At 71.8% G+C, this 21,283-nt stretch carries 20 protein-coding genes; 12 read left to right on the top strand and 8 right to left on the bottom strand.

What is annotated here, in order from left to right:
- Positions 1-96 precede the first annotated feature (96 nt).
- Complete coding sequence (locus A3IC_RS0149635; protein ID WP_020557500.1) at positions 97-903, top strand: sugar phosphate isomerase/epimerase family protein; 807 nt, start codon at positions 97-99, stop codon at positions 901-903.
- A 76-nt stretch (positions 904-979) separates the two neighbouring features.
- Here A3IC_RS0149635 and A3IC_RS0149630 read toward each other — a convergent pair whose 3' ends face one another.
- The 4 genes from A3IC_RS0149630 to A3IC_RS0149615 all read right to left on the bottom strand — a co-directional run bounded on the left by A3IC_RS0149630 (position 980) and on the right by A3IC_RS0149615 (position 4,572).
- A complete protein-coding gene (locus A3IC_RS0149630) occupies positions 980-1,873 on the bottom strand; it encodes a hypothetical protein (RefSeq protein WP_026219662.1) in 894 nt (297 codons plus the stop codon).
- A gap of 145 nt (positions 1,874-2,018) precedes the next feature.
- Positions 2,019-2,663: a response regulator transcription factor gene (locus A3IC_RS0149625; RefSeq protein ID WP_026219661.1), complete on the bottom strand. Its 645-nt coding sequence runs from the start codon at positions 2,661-2,663 to the stop codon at positions 2,019-2,021.
- Between the two features lie 53 nt (positions 2,664-2,716).
- Entirely contained in the window at positions 2,717-4,051 is a 1,335-nt protein-coding gene (locus A3IC_RS0149620) for a sensor histidine kinase (RefSeq protein WP_020557497.1), read from the bottom strand.
- Positions 4,052-4,236: 185 nt separating this feature from the next.
- Complete coding sequence (locus tag A3IC_RS0149615) at positions 4,237-4,572, bottom strand: cupin domain-containing protein (protein ID WP_020557496.1); 336 nt, start codon at positions 4,570-4,572, stop codon at positions 4,237-4,239.
- 70 nt (positions 4,573-4,642) lie between these two features.
- Here A3IC_RS0149615 and A3IC_RS0149610 point away from each other — a divergent pair, with 70 nt between their 5' ends.
- Positions 4,643-5,608: a GlxA family transcriptional regulator gene (locus A3IC_RS0149610; protein ID WP_052174151.1), complete on the top strand. Its 966-nt coding sequence runs from the start codon at positions 4,643-4,645 to the stop codon at positions 5,606-5,608.
- Between the two features lie 35 nt (positions 5,609-5,643).
- Here the strand turns inward: A3IC_RS0149610 and A3IC_RS0149605 are convergent, their stop codons facing one another.
- Complete coding sequence (locus tag A3IC_RS0149605) at positions 5,644-6,507, bottom strand: helix-turn-helix domain-containing protein (RefSeq protein ID WP_020557494.1); 864 nt, start codon at positions 6,505-6,507, stop codon at positions 5,644-5,646.
- Positions 6,508-6,655: 148 nt separating this feature from the next.
- Positions 6,656-7,228: a CGNR zinc finger domain-containing protein gene (locus A3IC_RS0149600; protein WP_020557493.1), complete on the bottom strand. Its 573-nt coding sequence runs from the start codon at positions 7,226-7,228 to the stop codon at positions 6,656-6,658.
- Between the two features lie 65 nt (positions 7,229-7,293).
- Between A3IC_RS0149600 and A3IC_RS0149595 the strand changes: the two genes are divergently transcribed.
- The 4 genes from A3IC_RS0149595 (at position 7,294) to A3IC_RS0149580 (ending at position 10,950) form a co-directional block, all read left to right on the top strand.
- A complete protein-coding gene (locus A3IC_RS0149595) occupies positions 7,294-8,538 on the top strand; it encodes an MFS transporter (protein WP_245599984.1) in 1,245 nt (414 codons plus the stop codon).
- Between the two features lie 125 nt (positions 8,539-8,663).
- A complete protein-coding gene (locus A3IC_RS0149590; RefSeq protein ID WP_020557491.1) occupies positions 8,664-9,056 on the top strand; it encodes a GntR family transcriptional regulator in 393 nt (130 codons plus the stop codon).
- Positions 9,053-10,000 (top strand): ABC transporter ATP-binding protein, encoded by a 948-nt coding sequence (locus A3IC_RS0149585; protein WP_020557490.1) that lies wholly within the window; start codon positions 9,053-9,055, stop codon positions 9,998-10,000. Before A3IC_RS0149590 ends, A3IC_RS0149585 begins: the two co-directional genes overlap by 4 nt.
- Positions 9,997-10,950 (top strand): ABC transporter permease, encoded by a 954-nt coding sequence (locus tag A3IC_RS0149580; protein WP_020557489.1) that lies wholly within the window; start codon positions 9,997-9,999, stop codon positions 10,948-10,950. Before A3IC_RS0149585 ends, A3IC_RS0149580 begins: the two co-directional genes overlap by 4 nt.
- Before the next feature lie 271 nt (positions 10,951-11,221).
- On the opposite strand, the gene A3IC_RS0149575 is transcribed toward A3IC_RS0149580, so the two are convergent.
- On the bottom strand, positions 11,222-12,292 hold the full coding sequence (locus A3IC_RS0149575) for a LacI family DNA-binding transcriptional regulator (RefSeq protein ID WP_020557488.1): 1,071 nt from the start codon (positions 12,290-12,292) through the stop codon (positions 11,222-11,224).
- Positions 12,293-12,592: 300 nt separating this feature from the next.
- Here A3IC_RS0149575 and A3IC_RS0149570 point away from each other — a divergent pair, with 300 nt between their 5' ends.
- The 5 genes from A3IC_RS0149570 (at position 12,593) to A3IC_RS0149545 (ending at position 18,710) form a co-directional block, all read left to right on the top strand.
- Entirely contained in the window at positions 12,593-13,762 is a 1,170-nt protein-coding gene (locus A3IC_RS0149570; RefSeq protein WP_020557487.1) for a Gfo/Idh/MocA family protein, read from the top strand.
- On the top strand, positions 13,759-14,931 hold the full coding sequence (locus A3IC_RS0149565) for a dihydrodipicolinate synthase family protein (RefSeq protein ID WP_020557486.1): 1,173 nt from the start codon (positions 13,759-13,761) through the stop codon (positions 14,929-14,931). Before A3IC_RS0149570 ends, A3IC_RS0149565 begins: the two co-directional genes overlap by 4 nt.
- Before the next feature lie 106 nt (positions 14,932-15,037).
- Positions 15,038-15,925 (top strand): sugar phosphate isomerase/epimerase family protein, encoded by an 888-nt coding sequence (locus A3IC_RS0149560; RefSeq protein ID WP_020557485.1) that lies wholly within the window; start codon positions 15,038-15,040, stop codon positions 15,923-15,925.
- Between the two features lie 265 nt (positions 15,926-16,190).
- Positions 16,191-17,300: a glycerate kinase gene (locus tag A3IC_RS0149550; protein WP_040878830.1), complete on the top strand. Its 1,110-nt coding sequence runs from the start codon at positions 16,191-16,193 to the stop codon at positions 17,298-17,300.
- 252 nt (positions 17,301-17,552) lie between these two features.
- On the top strand, positions 17,553-18,710 hold the full coding sequence (locus A3IC_RS0149545) for a methyltransferase (protein WP_020557482.1): 1,158 nt from the start codon (positions 17,553-17,555) through the stop codon (positions 18,708-18,710).
- Between the two features lie 214 nt (positions 18,711-18,924).
- Here A3IC_RS0149545 and A3IC_RS69915 read toward each other — a convergent pair whose 3' ends face one another.
- On the bottom strand, positions 18,925-19,578 hold the full coding sequence (locus tag A3IC_RS69915; RefSeq protein WP_020557481.1) for a MarR family winged helix-turn-helix transcriptional regulator: 654 nt from the start codon (positions 19,576-19,578) through the stop codon (positions 18,925-18,927).
- A 69-nt stretch (positions 19,579-19,647) separates the two neighbouring features.
- Between A3IC_RS69915 and A3IC_RS0149535 the strand changes: the two genes are divergently transcribed.
- On the top strand, positions 19,648-20,970 hold the full coding sequence (locus tag A3IC_RS0149535) for an MFS transporter (protein WP_020557480.1): 1,323 nt from the start codon (positions 19,648-19,650) through the stop codon (positions 20,968-20,970).
- The last annotated feature ends 313 nt before the right edge of the window (positions 20,971-21,283 follow it).

Raw genomic sequence — 21,283 nt, 5'->3', positions numbered from 1 at the left:
CTCCCGTACGGAAAGCGCTTTCCGTACATCGATCGGCCGGGCCTCGGTCGGATCGATCGGTGGCGCGGCGGCGCCGGGCGAGGGAGTCGAGGACACGTGAGCACACCCGAGCGTGCGAAACGATGGGCGTTCAGCACGCTCGGCGCACCCGGCCGACCCCTGCACGAACACCTCGCCCGTGCCCTGCGGCACGGCTGCACAGGGCTGGAACTTCGGGTACACCAGGACGAATTCGTCCACTTGGACCTACCTGTCGGCGAACGCCGCTCCATCCGCGCCCGGATCGCCGACGCCGACCTCGCCGTACCGTGCCTGGCCGGCTACGCCGGCATCTGCGCGCCCACGCCCGACCCGGTCGTGCTGTCCATGATCTCCAAGCTCCTCGATCTGGCCCACGACCTGGGCGCACCCGCCGTGCGGATCTTTCCGGGCGGCACCGGCGAGGGCGACGCCGAACGCGCCGGGCACAGGCTTGCGGTGCTGCTTCCCGAAGCCACCGCGCGCGGGGTCACCATGCTCGTCGAGACCCACGACTCGCACCCCACGGGCGCGGCGGTCGCGTCCCTGGTCCGACCGTTCGCAGGCGCGGTCGGGGTGATCTGGGACGCGTTGCACCCGTGGCGGCACGGCGAGCAGCCCGCCGACACGGCCGACGCCCTCACCGGGCTGCTGCGCTACGTCCAGATCAAGGACGCCGCCTCCGCCGCCGATACCACGCCGGTCCCGCTGGGCACCGGGTCCGTACCGCTGACCGCCATCGGAACCACCCTGCGCGAACACGACTGGCGGGGCTGGGTGTCGTTGGAATGGGAGCGGGCCTGGTATCCGGACGTGGCCCCGCTCGACGATGTGCTGCCCGCGGCAGCCGAGTGGGTGAACCGCTTCGGCTCGCCGACCGGGTAGCGAACTCGCCTGGTACGAGCGCGGGTTCCAGGAACGGACGAGGCGAAGTCGGGCAGTCGATCGCCCCCGACGCGCATCACCATCCGCCTTCGAAGAAGGCCGAGAGCCCCGACCTCGGGTCGGTCGCGTTGCCCGTGTTCGCCACCACGACGACGATCACGACCAGCGACACCAACGCCGAGAGAACACCGAACGCCCCAAACACACGACGCCGTCGCCGGTCGGACGACTCCGTCCTCGCGAACCTCTTCCCCGACACCACGCTCGACCCGATCAGGACGACCGCCACGATCGCGCCGAGCACGGCCATCGCCACGTGATATCGAGCGAAGTCGTCGATCATCACGTCGAGAGGAGGCGGGGTTCGCCCGGCCGCGCCCGAGGGGGAGGTCAGTTGCTGCCTGACCCGATCGAGCGTGACGGCGAGTTCCCCCTCGGTTGCCCCGGTCGGCAGCATCGACAACAGCGAGGCGAAGGGCGCCACCGCCCCCTGGATGTTGGCCGCCATCGTCACCGACGCGAACAGCGCGAGCAGCGTGACGAGAACGCCGGCCGACGCGAGGGCGGCCCCGTGTCCCGCCCCGAGGTCACCGGCCCGCAGGAATGCCCGCCAGACGAGCACGCCGAGTGCGACGAGCACGATCAGCAGGGTCGCCGCGACCACGGCCTTGACCACGTGGTAGCGCAACCAGTAGTCGACGACCCTCCGCATGTCCGGGGAGAAATCCCGGTTGCCGGCATTCCAGTACTCGACGAACGCCTCGCGGAAGGATTCGGCGAGGTTGCCCTCGTCGAGGGAGTCGCCCCCCGACCCGCTCGCCGCAAGCGGGCCCGGGGCGAGGAAGAGAGCGACGAGGAGGGCCGTCGCCAGGGCGACGAGCACGGCGAGTGTGCGACCGGGCATACCCGCGAATCGCGACGGGGCGGCGGGGTGTCGGCGTGGACCGGTGGTGTGTGGTGTCGCTGTCATGTCGCCCACGGTTTCGCACCGGCGCCGCACGGTCACCGGGGCAGGCCGGACACTCGGGGGTATGGCAGGCCACACCCCCGCGAGGAACAGGCAGGCACCGAGGGCAGCGCTCGGAGGGGCCGAACACGGAGAAAACGGACCGCCGTCAGCCTCTGAGGTATGTGAGCACGGCGAGTACCCGGCGATGCCGGGCATCGTCGGGCAGCAGGCCGAGTTTGGCGAAGATGTTGCCGATGTGCTTCTCCACCGCGCTGGCGGAGATCACCAGTTGCCGGGTGATGGCCGTATTGGAACAGCCCTCGGCCATCAGCGCCAGGATCTGCCGTTCCCGTACGGTCAAGGTCCCCACGGGGCTGTCCCGGCGCTGCTCCGTCAGCAACTGGGCGACGACCTGGGGGTCCAGTACCGTCCCGCCGCGGGCGACCCGCTCCAGCGCGTCCAGGAACTCGGCGATCCTGGCGACCCGGTCCTTGAGGAGGTAGCCGACCGCTCCGGAGCCGTCCGCGAGCAGGTCGCCGGCGTAGGACGCCTCCACGTACTGGCTGAGCATCAACATGGGGGCGCCGGGAAGGTGCGAGCGGGCGGCGATCGCCGCGCGCAGGCCCTCGTCCGTATGGGTCGGCGGCATCCGCACGTCGACGATCGACACGTCCGGACGGTGTTCGAGGACAGCCTCGACCAGGGAGGGGCCGTCACCGACCGCGTCCACCACCTGATGCCCGTCCTCGACGAGCAGCCGGACCAGGCCCTCGCGCAGCAGCACCGAGTCGTCGGCCACGACAATGCGCAGCGAACGGCGCACCGCATGGTCCGCCGGCGCGGCGCGCGCTCCCTCGCCGGGGGTCAGCAGCACGGCAGCACCGCGGTGATCGTCGTCGGGCCGCCGCGGGGACTGTCGACCGACAGCCGACCGCCGACCGCATGCAGCCGCTCGTCCAGACCCCGCAGTCCGTGCCCCTTGTCCAGTGCCGCGCCGCCCACTCCGTCGTCCGTCACCCAAACCCTCAAGGTTCCCCCACCGTGGCGTAGTGCGATCGCGCACCGATGCGCGTGGCTGTGCTTGGCCACGTTGGTCAGGGTCTCCGCGACCACGAAATACGCGGCTGTCTCGACACCGGCGTGCAGCCGACGCTCCAGGCAAACCGTATCGAGTTCGGCGGGGACGGTGGAGCGCGCGGCCAGGGCGGTGAGCGCCTCGTTCAGGCCGCGGTCGACCAGGATCGGCGGGGCGATGCCGCGCGACAACGCCCGCAACTCGTCCAATGCCTCGTGGGCCTGGACGATCGCGTCGGCGAGGGCCGCCCGCACCGTCTCCGGCCTGCTGTCGAGGTAGTGCTGGGCCCGCCCCAGTTCCATCGCGAGGCGGACCAGTCGTTGCTGGGGGCCGTCGTGGATGTCGCGCTCGAGCCGGCGCAGTGCGCTCGCCTCGGCCGTCACCGCGGCGACGGTCTGCGCACGGGCGGTGTCCCGCTCCTGCTCCAGCCCGCTGATCCTGCGGTGCAACGCGGACGTGTCGCAGAGCAGCGCCTGCCCCAGCCCGGCCTGGACATGGGTGCACGCCCGGGTCACCAGCGGCAGGGTGACCAGCAGCAGCAGGCCGACCGTGGTCCCGAAGGCGACCCGATCGGTCGGCGACAACAACCCGAGGCTCACCGTGACGTGCGATTCGGCGCTGCCCGCGTTCAGCGACAGGGGGCGCAGCGACCCGGGTGGCGCGTACTCGTAGCGCAGGGCGCACGTGGCGCAGGCGAGACCGACGAACCACCACAACGCGATCACCGCCGCCGTGACCAGGGTGACCGGGAGCACCACCAGCGCGTGGGCCGCGTCGAGCCACGGCGCGGGAGCGGACGCGACGGTGTCGCACTTCGGCCGCGAGGCGACGCCTTCGTCCCCCGGAAGCGGCGGGCGTACCTTCGCGATGCGCCGGCGTTCCAGGTCGGCGCACCGGCGCACCGGGGCCGGAGCGCGGGCCACGACCGACGAACCGCCCGGCAGCAGTAGACCGACCGTCGCGACCAACCCTCCGCCGAGCACCGCCAGGAGACCGACCGCGGCGGTCACCGGCGCGGTGAGCAGGTACAGCGACCGCGCGAGCGTGTGACGCCCCGTGCGCGAGACAACCCCCGCACCCGACCACCACCGACCCCAGGCTGCGAAGGAGAGCGACTTGGTCATGGCCCTAAGCTAATACGGCCGGCGAACAGCCTCCGGTGAGCCTTCCGGCGACGCTTCCCGCGGGTGGCGGAGCCGCCCGGGCACCCGGCCCCCACCACCCCGCGGGCGATGCCCGGGGCGGGCGCCACCCGCGTCGATCGTCGCGGTGCCGGCGTCGTCCGAACACGCCGCCCGGCGCGGCCCGGTCAGGTCGTCGGCAGCAGCGAAATGCCCAGTATCCGCGCCCCGGTCTCGGTGCGCGGTCGGTGCCGACTGCCGGGTGCGAAGACCACGTACGTGCCGGCGCCATACCGGTCGGAGCCCTCGATCACCTCACCGTCGAGCACGTAGTAGCGCTCCTCGGTCGCGTGCACATCGACCTCGGGCCACTGCGATCCGGGGGCGAAGTCGATCAGCCAGGCCCGTGCGTACTCGGTGCCGGTCAACCGGCGGCGGACGATGCCCAAGGCCACCTCCATCGGCGCCACGTCGTCCACATGCAGGGCGGTCACCAGGGCGTTCGGGTTCTCGATCTCACTCATGAGCCCACTGTGCCCCGGGGCCGGACCCCCGCATAGTGTCCGGAAAGACATCTGTGGAAATATTCCTGCCATGTCTCGTCGTCATCGGATCGTGGCCCTGCTGAACCCGCCCCAGTCCCCGTTCGAACTCGCGTGTGCCGCCGAGGTCTTCGCCACCGCGCACCCGGATCTGCCGGCCCACTACGACTTTCGGATCTGCGCCGAGACCCCCGGCCCGCTGCCCACCACCATCGGCTACCCGATGCTCGTGGAGTCCGGGCTCAGCGCCCTGACCGACGCGGACACCGTGCTCGTGCCCGGCTGGCAACCACCGGGCGCCGCGGTGTCGGCCGAGGTCCTGGCCGCGCTGCGGGCCGCACACGGCCGAGGTGCCCGGGTCGTCGCGATCTGCACCGGGGCGTTCGTGCTCGCGCAGGCCGGCCTGCTCGACGGACGCCGTGCCACCACCCACTGGCGCCGCACCGCACAACTCGCCGCCGCGTTCCCGAACGTGATCGTGGACCGGGACGTGCTGTACGTGGACCACGGCGACGTGGCCACCAGCGCCGGGTCGGGCGCGGGCATCGACCTGTGCCTGCATCTGGTCCGGACCGACCACGGCGCCGGCCACGCCGCACAGATCGCCCGCAGCATGGTGCTGCCGCCGCACCGCGAGGGCAGCCAACTCCAGTACGCGGGCCGGCCAACCCCCGCGCGGACCGACGAGTCGCTGGCCCCGCTGCTCGACTGGGCGACGGACCGCCTGGGCACCCCGCTGACCCTGAATCGGCTCGCCGAACACGCCGGCGTATCCAGCCGGACCCTGGCCCGGCGATTCGCCGAACAACTCGGCATCAGTCCCTGGCAATGGCTGCTCACCCGGCGCATCGAGGCGGCCCGAACCCTGCTCGAACAGACCGACCTGCCCGTGGACGTCATCGCCGGCCGGGTCGGCCTCGGCACCGCGGTCGCCCTGCGCCGCCACTTCCGCACCCACCTGGGCACCACGCCGGGCGCCTACCGACGCACCTTCGGCGAGAGTCGAACAGACCACTGAATCGCCCGAGTTCACCGGATTCGGCTCCGCGGCGGCTACTCGAAGGGGCCCGAGGGGGTGTCCGCCGCCGCGAGTCGGGCCAGTTCGAGCATGATCCGACGGCCCGCCTCGTCCTGCTCCGCGGGCTGGTGCAGCACGATCCGCCGGCCGCCCTCCATCCGCAGCACCTCCAACACGAGGGTGATCTCATTGAGTTGCGGATGCCGGTACACCTGCCGGTCACCGTCCCGGCGCTGGATCTCGTAGCGCTGCCAGCGTGCCGCGAACTCCCGGCTCCCCGCCTTGAGTTCCTCCACCAGCGCGGTGAGTCCACGATCGCGGGGATCGGCCGCCACCAGCGTGCGCAGTTGTGCGGCGCCCCTCGACGCGGCCCCTTCCCAGTCGACGAACAGGGCACGCGCGGCCGGGTGCAGAAACAGGTACCGCACCATGTTGCGTCGCTCGGGCGACCACCGGGCCAGTCCCGGGAACAGTACGAACGCCTCGGGGTTGGCCGCCAAGACGTCGCCGGTGCGAGTGAGCAGACAAGCGGGCCAGGGCCGAACCCGCTCCAACAGCGCGAGGATTCCCGGCCGCACCTCCCGATCCGCGGGCTCGTCCCCGGCCGGCACCCGCTCGTCCGCGTGGTTGGCCAGCACGTAGAGGTGTGCGCGCTCCTCCTCGTTCAACCGCAGCGCCGCCGCCAGACCGTCCAGGACGGCGCCGCCGGGATTGTTCTCCCGACCCTGCTCCAGGCGCGTGTAGTACTGGATGCTCAACCCCGCGAGCGCGGCCAACTCCTCCCGGCGCAGCCCCTGGGTACGGCGCAGACCGATACCCGCGGGCAGCCCGACGTCGCCGGGCTGGAGGCGCGCACGGCGGGCTTGCAGGAACTCTCCGAGCGGATGTGGTGACGTCACTCCTCGATTGTCACAAAAGCGAAGGGCCGCGTGTCCGGTACGACGTCGGAAGGACCTTCGAACGCACGCACACCCTCACCGTCCACGCCCACCACGCATCACGCACCACGCACCACGCACCACGCACCACGCACCACGCACCGGCAAGCTACGCACGGGACCGCCGGTGTGCCGCCACTCGTTCGCGGGTGGCGCAGCGGCGGGAGCAGTAGCGGCGAGGTGGGCCGCTGCCCTCGTTGGTGAAGACGTGGTGACAGGTGCCGGACGCACAGACGCCGCCGGGCGGCCGTTGTCGGTCCCACACCAGGATGGTCAGGGCCAGACAGGACGAGGCCAGGAACCACTCGCCCCACGGGGCGTCGTCGTCGCTGTCCAGGTGCGGATGCCAGGGGCTGCGCCCGTCGTGCGACGTGAGCCGCAGGACGCCTCGGCCCCGGCGCAGCAGGCGGTTGAGCGCGGATGCGGCGGCGTCGACGTCCTCGGCGGCGAAGACGGCGCGCAGCAGTACGGCGACGGCGCGTAGTTCGGTGACGTCGGTCGGGGTCAGGTCGACCGGATCGGGCTCGCCATGGGCCCGCAACAGGGCCGCGAGGACCGCCGGCGACGGCGTCGCCCGGGCCTGGTCCGTCGCCGGATCGTTCCCGGTCAGGGCGTTGACCAGGGCCACCGTCCGGCGGGCCACGGCCTGGACCGAGTGGCGGGTGGATCGATCGTCGTTCATGGGAGGCACGCGTCGAATGTAACGCATCTGGTGGAGGTTTGAGTTACCTGCGTAACGTTCCTGACATGACAAAGCGTTACGGAATGTGGTCGTACACCGTCGGGGCGGCGGCCGCGCGCACGGGCGACGAGATGTCGGGGCCGGCGCTGCTCCTGGCCGGAACGGCGGTCACCGGGTCGGCGGGCGCCGGATCGGCGCTGCTCGCCGCGGTCACCGGGTCCGCGGCGCTCGGTGGCCCGGTGTTCGGTGTGCTGCTGGACCGTTCGGCGCGGCCCGGCCGGCTGCTCACCGGGGCGTTGGCCGGCTACGCGGCGGCGCTCGGGGTGATCGTGCTGTGCCTTGGCTCGGTCCCGCCGCCGGTCACCCTCTCGATCGCGGCGGGGGCGGGCCTGGCGGCTCCGGCCCTGGCCGGCGGCTGGACCGCACAACTGCCACGCGTCGTACCGGCCACGCACCTGCCCCGCGCCACCACGCTCGATGCGATGACCTTCAACATGGCCGGCCTGACCGGGCCGGCTTTGGCCGGCATCGCGGCCGGCCTGGCCGGCGCCGGCGCCGCGGTGGCGACCTCGATCGCGTTGATCTGCCTCGCGCTGCCCGCGGCCTGGACACTGCCCCCGCCGCCGGACCACTCTCGGCGGGCGACACCGACCACATCGATCGGGGCCGACCTGGTCGCCGGATTCCGGGCGGTCTTCCGCACTCCGTCGCTGGCCAGGGCCACCGCCGCCTCGATGTCGTCCTGCGTGGGTCAGGGCATGCTGCTCGCCTACAGTCCGCTGCTGGGCGAACACGCCTTCGGCTCCGCCGCGCACGGCACGATCCTGCTCTCGGTGCCGGCCGCCTCGGCCCTGGCCGCCAACGCGCTCCTCGCCCGCCGTCCACACGCCGTCCGCCCGGACACTGTGATGTGGTGCAGCGCCCTGATCCTGGCCGGCGCATTCCTGCTGGCGTCGACCGGCCGGCCGATCTTGTCGATCGCCGCGATGATGCTCGCCGGCATCGGCGAAGGCCCACAACTGACCGCCCTGTTCGCGATCCGCCACCGCGAGGCTCCGGACCGGCTCCGCAGCCGGATCTTCACCACCGGCGCAAGCCTGAAGATCACCGCCTTCGCCCTCGGCGCAGCCCTCACCGGCCCGCTGAGCACCCACGCGGCCCCGGTACCCCTGTACGCGGCGACCACCTTCGAAGTCCTCGCCGCCCTCGCCTTCGTACGCCCGAAGCAACCGTCGCCCCAACCCACGAGCCCGCACCACGACGACGACGTCGTCGCCGCCGCCGCCCGACCCAACAGTCGCGGGGCATGACCGCCTACCACTTGGGCGTCTGGACCGTCGGACCGTCCCGACCGCCATCTTCCGGGTGACCAAACGTTGACCCCGCGCCTCCATCCCGCCTACTTTTACTATCATCATAGTGAAATGAGGACGAGATGTTGAAGCTGCGTCTGGACAGCGCGACGGGCGTGCCGCCCTATCTGCAGATCGTGCAGCAGGTCCGACAGGCGCTCCTCCTGGGCTACATCCACGTCGGAGACCGGCTGCCGACCGTCAAGGAAGCGGTCGCCGAACTGGCGATCAACCCGAACACGGTGGTCAAGGCGTACCGCCAACTGGAGCACGAGGGCCTGGTTTCCGCCCGGCCCGGGCAAGGCACGTTCGTGGTCGGCGACCTGACGCCGGTACCGCCCGGCGTGCATGCGGCGTTGCGGCGGTCGTTGGAGCGGTGGGTGCGCGACGCCTACGCGGCGGGATTGGACGACGAGATGGTCACCGCGATGTTCGCGATGATTCGTACCGAGGTCCGGAACGAGGGGGTCGCGTGAGCGGGCCGCTGTCGATCGAGCCGAACCTCGGTGGCGACGCACCGGCGCTGGAAACCGAGCGGCTGGGCAAGCGGTATGGGAAGGTCCGTGCGCTGCACGACTGTTGGTTGTCGCTGCCGGCGGGTGCGGTGATCGCGTTGGTGGGACCCAACGGCGCGGGCAAGAGCACGTTGTTGCAACTGGTCACCGCGCTCCTGGAGCCGACCGAGGGCGTGGTCCGGGTGTTCGACGCGCCCGTGCGGGCGGGCGCCGCGGCGGGGCTGGAGCAGGTGGCGTTCGTCGCCCAGGATCACCCGCTGTACCGGGGCTTCACCCTCGCCGACCACCTCGAAATGGGCCGCAGGTTGAACCGCCGATGGGACCGGACACTCGCCGAACGGCGCTTCGCCGAACTCGACTTGCCCCTCCGTCGCCGCGCGAAGGACCTCTCCGGCGGCCAGCAGGCCCAAGTCGCCCTTGCTCTCGCGCTGGCCAAACGCGCGCCGCTGCTGGTCCTCGACGAACCACTGGCGAGTCTGGACCCGTTGGCTCGCCGCGAGTTCATGAGCACCGTGATGGCGGCGGTCGCGGAAGACGGCCTCACCGTCCTGATGTCCTCCCACGTCGTCGCCGAACTGGAACGCGTCAGCGACTGGCTCGTGGTTCTGTCCCACGGCCGGGTCCGCCTCTCCGGCCCGGTCGACGACCTGGTCTCCTCGCACCGCGTGCTCACCGGCCCACGCACCGAACTCGCCGCATCCGTACCGGGAGTGGTGCGCCAGGAACACGCCGACCGACACAGCACCATGCTCGTGCGCACGACCGGCGAACGGCCGGAGTTCCACCCGGCCTGGCAATCCCGATCGATCGGCCTGGAGGACCTGGTGCTGGCCTACCTGGAACTCCCGGATCCCGCTTCGCAGCCTCCCGCGCAGCCTTCTCCGACCGAAACGAGCCCCCGATGATCTGGCTGACGTGGCGTCAACACCGCGTACAGGCGCTGAGCGCCATCGGTTTGTTGATCCTGGCGGGCGTGTTCCTCGGTTTACACGGCCAGTCCCTCCACGACGAGTACCGGCAACACGTGGCCGGCTGCCTGGCCACGGACGACACCTCACCCGCCTGCTCGATGACCGTCCGGTCGTACTTCGACAAGGTCGCCCGGGCGGAGCGGCTGATCACCTGGGTGAACGTGATCCCGGGCCTGATCGGCGCGGTCGTCGGAGCCACACTGCTGGCCCCCGAATACGAGAACGGAACCTGGCGCCTGGCCTGGACGCAGGGCGTCACCCGCACCCGCTGGCTGGTCACCAAGGCGGCCCTCCTGGTGGCCGCGACGCTGGTCTTCACCGGCGCGATGGCGTGGCTGTTCACCTGGTACCGCGAGCCCATGGACAAGGTGGTCGTCGACGGCCGCTTCGCCGCCCAGGCATTCGACACCGAGGGCCTGTCGTTCCCGGTCTACACGCTCTTCGCCCTGTCCCTGGGCGCCCTCGTCGGCCTGCTCATCCGGCGCACGGTCACCGCGATCGTGATCACCGTCGCGGTCTTCCTCGCGGTCCGCCTCCCGGCCGAGAGCTATCTGAGGCCGCACTACCAAAACCCGGTGACCCGAACCGGATCGCCCCTCACACCCTTGACGGACAAGCGTCACCACTGGATCCTGTCCGACGGCTGGCTGGATGCCACGGGCCGCCGCCTCTCCCACGACGAATACCGCCGCATCGCCAACGCCTACCCGGACCGCACCGGCTTCGCCGAATACCTGCAATCCCACGGCCTGCGCTGGTGGGAGACCTACCATCCGGCAACCCGCTTCTGGCACTTCCAACTCACCGAAGCAGCTCTGTACACGAGCCTGTCCGCAATCCTCCTCGCCGCGACCACCCTGCGCCTACGCCGCCGTGCCCTGTGACCGCCACCTCCCGACCCCGCCGAAAGACGGCCACCAGCCGGCAGCGCCCAGGCGCATCAACGTCCGAGGCAATGGCGCGGCATCGCGACCCGCCGCGATGAGGCCGCCACCACCTACCGCGCGGCACTGCTGATCGCCGCCGTCTGCAACGGGTCGGCACGATGATCTCCCCGGATGGGCCGGGCCCACCCGGGCCCACCCCGCCCGGGCGGGACGCAGCAGCTCATCGAGACACCGCCGCGTCCCTACCGACGGCGCGGTCGTCCCGCTCCTACCGCGGCACCGTCGTCGTACTGCTGCGGACGACGAGTTCCGTGTCGAGGTCGAGCGTGCGGGGTTCGATGGTCGGGCCGGTGAGGATCATGTCCATCGCCCGGGCGCCGATGTCGGCCAGCGGCAGCCGAATGGTGGTCAACGGGGGATTCAGGTCGGCGGCGAAAGGCAGGTCGTCGAAGCCGACCACCGAGATCTGCTCGGGTACGCGCAGCCCCAGGTCGTCGCGGATCGCGGCCAGGACGCCGGCGGCCATCACGTCGTTGAGGACGACGATCGCGGTCAGTCCCGGCGCGCGGGTCAGGAGCGCGCGTGCGGCGACCCGGGCGTGCTCCCGGGTGAAGCCGCCGTCGATCACCTGTGCCGGCGGCAGCGCCACGTCCAGCGAGCGAAGTTGCCGACGGGCGCCGTCCAGACGATCGCGCACGGTGGTCAGCGCGCTTGGTCCGGAGACGATGCCGAAGCTGCGATGGCCGAGGTCGTACAGGTGCCGCACGGCAAGCGCGGCGCCGGCCCGGTTGGCGGGGCGGACCGTGTCCGAGGCGATCCCGTGTGCGCCGACGGCGACCACGTGACCGCCGTCGGAGCGATAGGCGTCCACCTCGGCGGCCAGGCGTCGGGTGAAGTCGCGATCGGCGAAGCCGCTGCCGGCCAGCACCACGGCGCGGGCGCGTTGGGCGCGCAACCGCGCCAGGTAGTCCAGTTCCAGTTCCGGATCGCGGAAGGTGGCGGCGAGCATGACGAGCAGGCCGTGTTCGCGGGCGACACCCATCGCGCCGGCGGCGATGGCGGCGAAGTACGGGTCGGCCACGTCGTGCACGACGACGCCGACCACGGTGGTGGTCGACCGGGCCAGGGCCTGGGCGGGCGCGTTGGAGACGTAGCGCAGTTCGCGGGCGGCTTCCAGGACGCGGCGGCGCAGTTCCTCCCCCACGATCCGGGTGCCGCTGCTGCCGTGCAGGGCACGGGAGGCGGTGGCCGAGGACACGCCGGCACGCTCGGCCACCTGCTGCAGGGTGACCGGGCCCGCCGGGCGGGTCGCGGGCGCGTCGGGCGTCGGATTCGGCATGGGCACACAGTAGCGACTGGAAAGCGCATACCCAACCTATGGCGATGGCTTTGGCTATCCGAGTCGCATGATCGCTTCGCTCTCTTGACCTGATCGTCGTGTCGCTCTAACTTACGGGAAAGCGCTTTCCCATCTGAAGCACACCGCCTCGCAAGCAATACCCCGCAAACAAGGCCCTGGAAGCAAGGCCCTCGAAGCCGGGCCATCGAAACCAGGCCCTGGGATCGAAGCCGGGTGCCCCACACGGCGCCCGACCGACCCACCGCTTCCGTCCATCCCGTCCGTTTCTGAGAGGCCCCCATGACCACCCACACCCTCGGCGTCGTGATGAACGGCGTCACCGGCCGGATGGGCTACCGCCAGCATCTGGTCCGTTCGATCCTGGCCATTCGCGACCAGGGCGGCGTCGCGCTCGCCGACGGGTCCCGGGTCCGGCTGGAACCGGTCCTGGTCGGCCGGGACGCGGAGAAGTTGCGCGCGATCGCCGACCGGCACGGCATCACCGCGTGGACGACGAACCTGGACGGCGCCCTGGCCGACCCGGCCAACTCGATCTACTTCGACGCACAGGTGACCACCGCGCGCGAGCAGGCGATCCACGCGGCGATCGCGGCGGGCAAGCACGTGTACACCGAGAAGCCGACCGCCGAGACGCTCACCGGTGCCCTCGACCTGGCCCGGGCCGCCGACGCCGCCGGCGTCAAGCACGGCGTCGTGCAGGACAAGCTGTTCCTGCCCGGCCTGCTCAAGCTGCGTCGGCTGATCGAGGGCGGCTTCTTCGGCCGAATCCTCTCGGTACGCGGCGAGTTCGGCTACTGGGTGTTCGAGGGCGACTGGCAGCCCGCCCAGCGCCCGAGTTGGAACTACCGTGCCCAGGACGGCGGCGGCATCGTCGTGGACATGTTCTGCCACTGGTCCTACGTGCTGGAGAACCTGTTCGGCCGGGTAGAGGCGGTGACGGCGAAGGCCGTCACGCACATACCCACCCGGTGGGACGAGCGCGGACGCGAGTACCCGGCGACCGCCGACGACGCCGCGTACGGCATCTTCGAACTCGCGGGCGGGATCGTCGCGCAGATCAACTCCTCCTGGGCGGTGCGGGTCAACCGGGACGAACTGGTGGAGTTCCAGGTGGACGGTACCGAGGGCAGCGCGGTGGCGGGGTTGCGCCGCTGTCGGGTCCAGCACCGTTCGGCGACGCCGACTCCGGTGTGGAATCCCGACCTTCCGGTCACCGAGTCGTTCCGGGACCAGTGGCAGGAAGTGCCGGACAACGCGGGCGACAGCGGTTTCGACAACGGATTCAAGGTGCAGTGGGAGGACTTCGTGCGGCACGTGGTGGCCGACGAGCCGTTCTCCTTCGACTTCCTGGCCGGAGCACGCGGCGTGCAGTTGGCCGAGTGCGGGCTGCGCTCGTCGGCCGAGGGCCGTCGGGTGGAGCTTCCCGCGCTGGACGGGAAGTCCGCGTGACCGCCCCCCTGTTGCTGCCCACCGCCGGCGGCGCGCTGGAATCGTACGAGCCCACCGGGGTCTACCTCGGCGCGGCCCCCGGCGGACCGGCCTTCCGCACCCGTACCGCGTACGCCGCCGCGCACGTCGTGGCCGACCCGCTCGCGGACAACACACCGGGCCGGCCGGCCGTGCCGGACTGGGACGCCACCCTCGCCTTCCGGCACCACCTGTGGTCGCACGGGTTCGCGGTCGCGGACGCGATGGACACCGCACAGCGGAACATGGGCCTGAACTGGACGGCCACCGCCGAACTGATCCGGCGCAGCGCCGCCGAGGCCGCCACGGTCGGCGATCCGTACACGCTGATCGCGTGCGGCGCGGGCACCGACCACGCCGATCCGGACCTGACCATCGATCAGGTGATCGCGGCCTACACGGAACAGGTCGCGGTGGTCGAGGAATCGGGCGCCAAGGTGGTGCTGATGGCAAGTCGTCAGCTGGCCGCGGCGGCGCGCGGCGCCGAGGACTACCGCCGGGTGTACGGCGCGCTGCTTCGGCAGGTGCGGCGTCCGGTCGTACTGCACTGGCTGGGTGAGGTGTTCGACCCCGCGCTGGCCGGCTACTGGGGATCGGCCGACGTGAACACGGCGACCGAGGTCTTCCTGGAGGTGGTGCGCGAGCACGCGGACCGTGTCGACGGGGTCAAGGTCTCGCTGCTCGACCGTGATCACGAGATCCGGTTGCGCGCCGAACTACCGTCGGGCGTACGGCTCTACACCGGGGACGACTTCCACTACCCGGAGCTGATCCGCGGCGACGACCGGCACTTCAGCCACGCCCTCCTTGGCATCTTCGACGCGATCGCCCCGGTCGCGGCGGGCGCCCTGCGCGCCTTGGACGCGGGCGACACGGCCGGATACGACGCCCTCCTCGCGCCGACGGTCCCGCTGTCGCGGCATCTGTTCGCCGCCCCCACCTACCACTACAAGACCGGCATCGTCTTCCTGGCCTGGCTCACCGGTCACCAGTCCGCCTTCACCATGATCGCCGGCGCCCAGTCGGCCCGCTCGCTCCCGCACCTGGCGCAGGCATACCGCCTCGCGGACGCGGCCGGCCTGCTCCCGGACGCCGACCTGGCGGCCGACCGCATGCGGGCGCTGCTCGCGGTGGCGGGGGTGCGCGCGTGAGGCCGACGGGTGCGATCGGCGCGAGGCGGCCGGTGCCCCTCCGAATCGGCGCCGGCAGCGGGACGGGCACGAAGACGAGGATCGGCACGGACATGGGAGCACCGGCATGAGCACGCTGGATGTACCGAGTGGAAAACCCGCCGCCACGGCCACTCCCGAGGCCGGCGACCCGCGTCTGGCCCGGCTCTCGTTGAATCAGTGGACGACGCGCGCCTGGTCGTTGCGCGAGGCGGTGCAGGGTTGTGTGCGGGCGGGGTTGCCCGCGATCGGGTTGTGGCGGGACAAGGTTGCCGACGCGGGACAGGCCGAGGCGGCGAAGCTGGTGCGCGACGCCGGATTGCGGGTGTCGTCGCTGTGCCGGGGCGGGTTCCTGACGGCGCGTGAGCCGGACGCGTGGGCCGCGGCGATCGAGGACAACCGCCGTGCGATCGAGGAGGCAGCGGCCTTGGAGGCGGCGTGCCTGGTGCTGGTCGTGGGCGGGCTGCCCGCCGGTGACCGGGATCTGCCGGGCGCACGCGAGCGGGTGGCCGAGGCGCTGGCCGAACTCGCTCCGTACGCCGGTGCGCACGGGGTGCGACTCGCGCTGGAGCCGCTGCACCCGATGTACTGCGCCGACCGCGCGGTGCTGTCCACCCTCGACCAGGCGCTCGACCTGGCCGAGGCGCATCCGGTCGGGCAGGTGGGCGTCGTGGTGGACGCGTTCCATGTGTGGTGGGATCCGAAGCTGTTCGCGGCGATCGCCCGGGCGGGCGAGCGGATCGCCTCGTACCAGGTCTGCGACTGGGTGTTGCCGCTGCCGGCCGACAACCTGCTCGCCCGAGGCATGATGGGCGACGGCGCGATCGACTTCCGGGCGATGACGGCGGCGGTCGAGGCGGCCGGCTACACCGGCGACATCGAGGTGGAGATCTTCAACGCGGACGTCTGGGCCGCGGACGGCGACACGGTGGTGGCCACCATGAAGCGCCGCTACGTGACGGAGGTCCGCACCTGACGCCGATCGTCACGACCACGCACCGCGGCCGGGTCGAGGCACCGGGGCGGCCGGCAGACCGGTCGCCTCGGTCGCCGGCCGGTCGCGCACCTCGCTCCGGAACAGGTCGGGCATCGTGCCATCGTGCCTGATCGACTCTGCCGTCGGCGCGTATATCCTCGCGACCGTTTGGGACGGGCCGGTGGCTCGGCTCGCTCGGCTCGGCCCGATCGCCCCGTCCCTCCGGTCGCCGTAGTGGCCGGCAAACAAGAAGGTGGAATCCGTGATGCGCATCGTGATTGCTCCCGACGCGTTCAAGGGCACCGTCGCCGCGGATGCGGCCGCGGTTGCCGTGGCCGAGGGCTGGCTGCGGGTGCGGCCCGGGGACGAGGTGGTGCGGCTGCCGCTGGCGGACGGTGGTGAGGGCACGCTCGATGCCGTGGCGCGGGCCGTTCCCGGAGCCGTGCGGGTGCCGGTGCTCGGTGCGCCCGGTCCGGACGGGCGGCCCGTCGACACCGCCTGGTTGCGCCTGCCGGACGGTACGGGCGTCGTCGAGTTGGCCGCCGTGTCGGGGTTGCCGCTGATGGACGCGCCCGACCCGATGGGGGCGCACACCGCCGGGCTCGGTGTGGTCGTCGGCGCGGCGCTGCGGGCGGGTGTGTCGGCCCTGGTGATCGCGGTGGGCGGCTCGGCCTCGACGGACGGCGGAGCGGGCGCGTTGGCCGCGCTCGGCGCCCGATTCCGCGACCTCGACGGCTACGAACTTCCTTACGGCGGACAGGCATTGGCCCGTCTCGCGGCGATCGACGCGACCGGCCTGGCAACCCCACCGCCCGGCGGCGTGCAGATTCTCACCGACGTCACCAACCCGCTGCTGGGCCCGACCGGCGCGGCGGCCGTGTTCGGCCCGCAGAAGGGTGCCTCCGCCGACGATGTCGCCGCCCTGGACGCGGGCCTCGCGCGCCTGGCCGCGCTGCTCGGCGGCAACCCCGCCGCGCCCGGCGCCGGTGCCGCCGGCGGCACGGCGTACGGATTCGCCGCCGCGTGGAACGCTTCAATCGTCCCCGGCGCCATCCGGGTGGCCGAACTCGCCGGCCTGCCCGATGCCCTCGCCGGCGCGGACCTGGTGATCACCGGCGAGGGCCGCTTCGACGCCACCTCCACGCACGGAAAGGTGGTCGGAACGGTCCTCGACCTCGCCCACCACGGCGCCGGCGTCCCGGTGGCCCTGGTCGCCGGCTCCGTGGCCGCGCCGCTACCACCCGGTGTCGTCGCCGCCACCGACCTGACCCGCCTCGCCGGGTCGGCGACCGCGGCCCAGGCCGACGCCGCGCACTGGCTCCGCCGAGCCGGCGCCGCGCTGGCCGGCAGCCTCGGCCGCGACGACGCGGGCTGACGCTCCGTCGTATCCGGGTCGACCCCGAGAACACCCGTCGTGGATCCGTACGCCCCTGGCACGCACAGCGCACACCCACGGTGTCGACGAACGCCGAGGATTCGACGGGTGGCAGGGCCACTCGGGCCGGTCGGGCGGCGCCCGAATGCCGACCCCTCCGACTCGTCCGGCACCGGAGCGACCTCCGATCCACCGCACCGGAACCGGCGCGCGGCCGAGGGTCGGGTCGGGCCCGGCTAGGCTGAGTGGACAATGAATCGTTTTTCTGCGCCTTCCGGCGAGTTCGAGCTCACCCGTTACCCCGAGGATCCCCGCGATCTGCTGCGCGCGTGGGACGCGGCCGACGAATACGTGCTTCGGCACCTCGCCGGGATCGACGACGACAAGCCGACGGATCTGTCCGGCAGCGTCGTGGTGGTGGGCGACCGATGGGGTGCGCTGGTCACCGCGCTGGCCGAGTCCCGGCCGGTACAGATCAGCGACTCCTTCCTCGGCCAGGAGGCCACCCGGGCCAACCTGGCGCGCAACGAGGCGGACCCCGACTGGGTGGAACTGCTGTCCACCCGGGACGCGCCGCCGGGGCGCATCGACGTACTGATCGTCCGGGTCCCGAAGAACCTGGCCCTGCTCGAGGACCAGCTGCACCGACTCGCACCGAGCGTGCACGCGGACACCGTCGTGGTCGGTACCGGGATGACCACCGAGATCCACACCTCCACGCTCAAGCTGTTCGAGCGCCTCATCGGCCCGACCCGGACGTCGCTCGCGGTGAGGAAGGCCCGGCTGATCTTCGCCACGCCCGATCCCACGCTCCCGCGTACCGCGAGCCCCTGGCCGCGCAGCTACCCGCTGCCCGCCGACGCCGGCACGGGGTCCGGCATCGTGGTCACCAACCACGCGGGCATCTTCTGCGGCGATCGGCTCGACATCGGTACCCGCTTCCTGCTGCGCAACCTCCCGCGTCGCACCGGTCGCGATCGTGTGGTGGACCTGGGCTGCGGCAACGGTGTGGTGGGCACCGCGGCGATGCTGGCCAACCCGCGTTCGGACGTGTTGTTCGTGGACGAGTCGCATCAGGCCGTGGCATCGGCGCGGGCCACGTTCGAGGAAAACCTGGGGTCGGACGCCGGTGCCGAATTCCTGGTGGGCGACGGTTTGACGGACGTGGCTGCCGAAAGCGTCGACCTGGTCCTGAACAACCCACCGTTCCACACCCATCGAGCCACCACCGAGGCCATTTCGTGGCGGATGTTCGCCGGTTCGCGCGCGGCGCTGCGCTCCGGCGGCGAGCTGTGGGTGATCGGCAATCGACACCTGGGCTACCACGTGAAGCTGCGCAGGCTGTTCGGTAACTGCGAGATCGTGGCCAGCGACCCGAAGTTCGTGGTGCTGCGGGCCGTCAAGAACTGATCGAGAGGCGAATCGGGGGCGCGCGGAGGCTCCGGGGCACGCGATCGAAGTGCGCATCGGGCGCGTGTGCGGGTCCGAAGCCGGACCCGCACCCGGCCTGCGGGTCGCGGGTCGCGGGTCGTTCGGCGTCGCGGGCGTGCTCCGGGTCCGCCGGGCCTCCCGGCCGCCTGGCCGCTGGGAGGCCGGAGGCGGCGCGGCAGTGCCCCGCCACGCCTCAGCCCGTGTTCTCCACGCGCAGCAGCATCCGCTTCAACAGCGCGATCAGTGCGTCCTGGTCCGTCTCGTCCAGAGGACCGACCATCGCGCGCTCGGCACGGTCGAGCAGTTTCATCGCGGCCGTCCAGCGGGCGCGGCCCGACTCGGTGAGTTCGACGTCGACCCGGCGACGGTCGTCGGTGCCGCGGATGCGCCGGATCGAACCGGCCTCCTCCAGGGTGTCCAGCCGGCCGGTGATCCCCGCCGGCGACACCATCAACTCCGCGGCCAGTTCGGACGGCGTGGCCCGGTAGGGCTCCCCGCGCGAGGCCAGTCGGTGCAGTGTGTCGAACTCGAATGCCTGCAGACCGACCTCGGCGAGAACGCGTCCCTTGACCTGCGCCAAGTGCTTGGTCAGCATCTGGATCCGAGTGACGATCCCCTCGACACGCTCGTCGAACGGCGCCTTGTGCCGCCATCGCGCGATGTGCCGGTCGACGGAATCCTCGGCGTCGACGATCGCCGGCTCGGACTCGGCCCGGCCCTGGAGCGCCGCGTCCGCGGGGCCTTCCCCGTCGACCGGACCTTCCCCGTCGGCCTCGACCTCGGGCCGGTCCCGCCCATCGGCGACGCCGCTCCGTGCCCGTCTCTGTTTCCGGCCCTCACCGTGCATGCGGCCATTATGCTGGGTCGTCAATATTTCGTTGACGAATGATTCGCTGTCGAAATACATTCTCGTGCCATGACCCCAGCCACGCGCCGGCTCCTGCTCGGCCGCACCTTCGCCGCCCTTGCGACGGCACTCATTCCCACCACGCTGACCCTTGCTCTCGTACACACCGGCTCGGGCACCGATCTGGGCCTGGTACTGGCCTGCGAACTGCTGCCGATGTTGCTCCTCCTGCCGGTCGCGGGCGTGATCGCCGACCGCTTCCCGCCACATCGGGTGATCCTGGCCGCCGACCTGGTCCGCGCCGGTGCCCAGTTGGCGATCGGCGCCGAACTGCTCGCGGGGCCGGTGCGGATCCCGGACCTGGCGATCCTGTCCGCGCTCACCGGCGCCGCCGTCGCGTTCGGCATCTCGCCGATCCATACGTTGGTGGTCGCGGTGGTGCCCGAATCGGAGCGCCTGCGGGTCAACGCCCGGCTCGGCGTCGCGCAGGGCCTCGCCCAAGTGGCGGCGCCCGCCGCCGCCGGCGCGCTGATGCTGGCCGTGGGGGCCGGCTGGTCCTCGCTGCTGACCGGCCTGCTGTTCGTCGCGTCCGCCGCCACGTTCGGCGGCCTGCGCCCCGAACGTGTCGAGCGCAGGCACGAACGAGGGCCGTTCCTGGGCGAGTTGCACGCGGGGTGGGTGGAGACGAGGCGCCACCCCTGGTTCCTGGCCAATGTGGTCGCACACGGCGTATGGCACCTGGCGGCCGGCTTCCTGCTCACCCTCGGCCCGATCATCGCGGTGGACCGACTCGGCGGTGATCGATCATGGGTGATCATCGCCCAGGTCGGCACCGTGGGCGTGCTGCTCGGCGCCCTGATCGCGTCCCGATTGCCCGTCCGGCGCCCGCTGGTGGCCACGTCGATCGGCGCCGCCCTGTACGGATTTCCGCTCGCCGCCCTCGCACTGCGCGCACCGTTGACCGTCGTTGCCGTCGCCTACTTCGTGGCCATGTTCGGTCTGGGCGTGCTGAGCCCGCTGTGGGAGACCACACTCCAACACCGCATTCCGCCGGAGGCACTGGGCCGGGTCGGGTCGTTCGACACACTGATCTCCTTCGCCACACGCCCGCTGGGCCTGGCGATCGCCGCTCCCGTCGCGACGGCGATCGGCACGAGCACCCCACTGCTGGTCGGGGCCGTGCTGGTGGTGGCCACGAACGCGGGATTGCTGCTGCTGCCGGACGTACGCGCGATCGAATCCGCGTCGAAGGCCGACGCCGCGCCCAGGGCCGAAGCGCCCTCCGCACCCGCGCAGTCGACGACCGAGGCGCATCGGGCGGACCTCGCCACGGCCGCACAGACGGCACTCGCCACACCCGGACACACGGCCGTCACCACGCCCCCCGAGTAGCCCGTCGCCGGTCCCGAACGGGCGGCCTTCGCCGGATCCGAGCGGACCGGCTCGAAGGCTCCCCTGCCGGGCCCCGCATAGCGCACCGTGTCGTCGCCGCCCGTCTGCCGCCGACGCCCGTCGGTATTGCGCTTGTCCCCGCCCCCGGCCGCACCTACTGAGCTTTGCGAATTCGGTTGTTGTTGGTTCGTCATGTCAGTTCGGTTGCTGCGAGGAAGCTGTTGAGGAGTGCGGGGTGGCGTTGGATGTGTCGCAGGCCTTGGCGGGCGACGGCGACGAGTTCGTCGAGGGTGCGGGCGCCGAGGTTGGCCAG

The sequence above is a fragment of the Embleya scabrispora DSM 41855 genome (assembly GCF_000372745.1).
Taxonomy (GTDB): domain Bacteria; phylum Actinomycetota; class Actinomycetes; order Streptomycetales; family Streptomycetaceae; genus Embleya; species Embleya scabrispora.
This window is presented reverse-complemented; position numbering and strand designations above follow the sequence as displayed.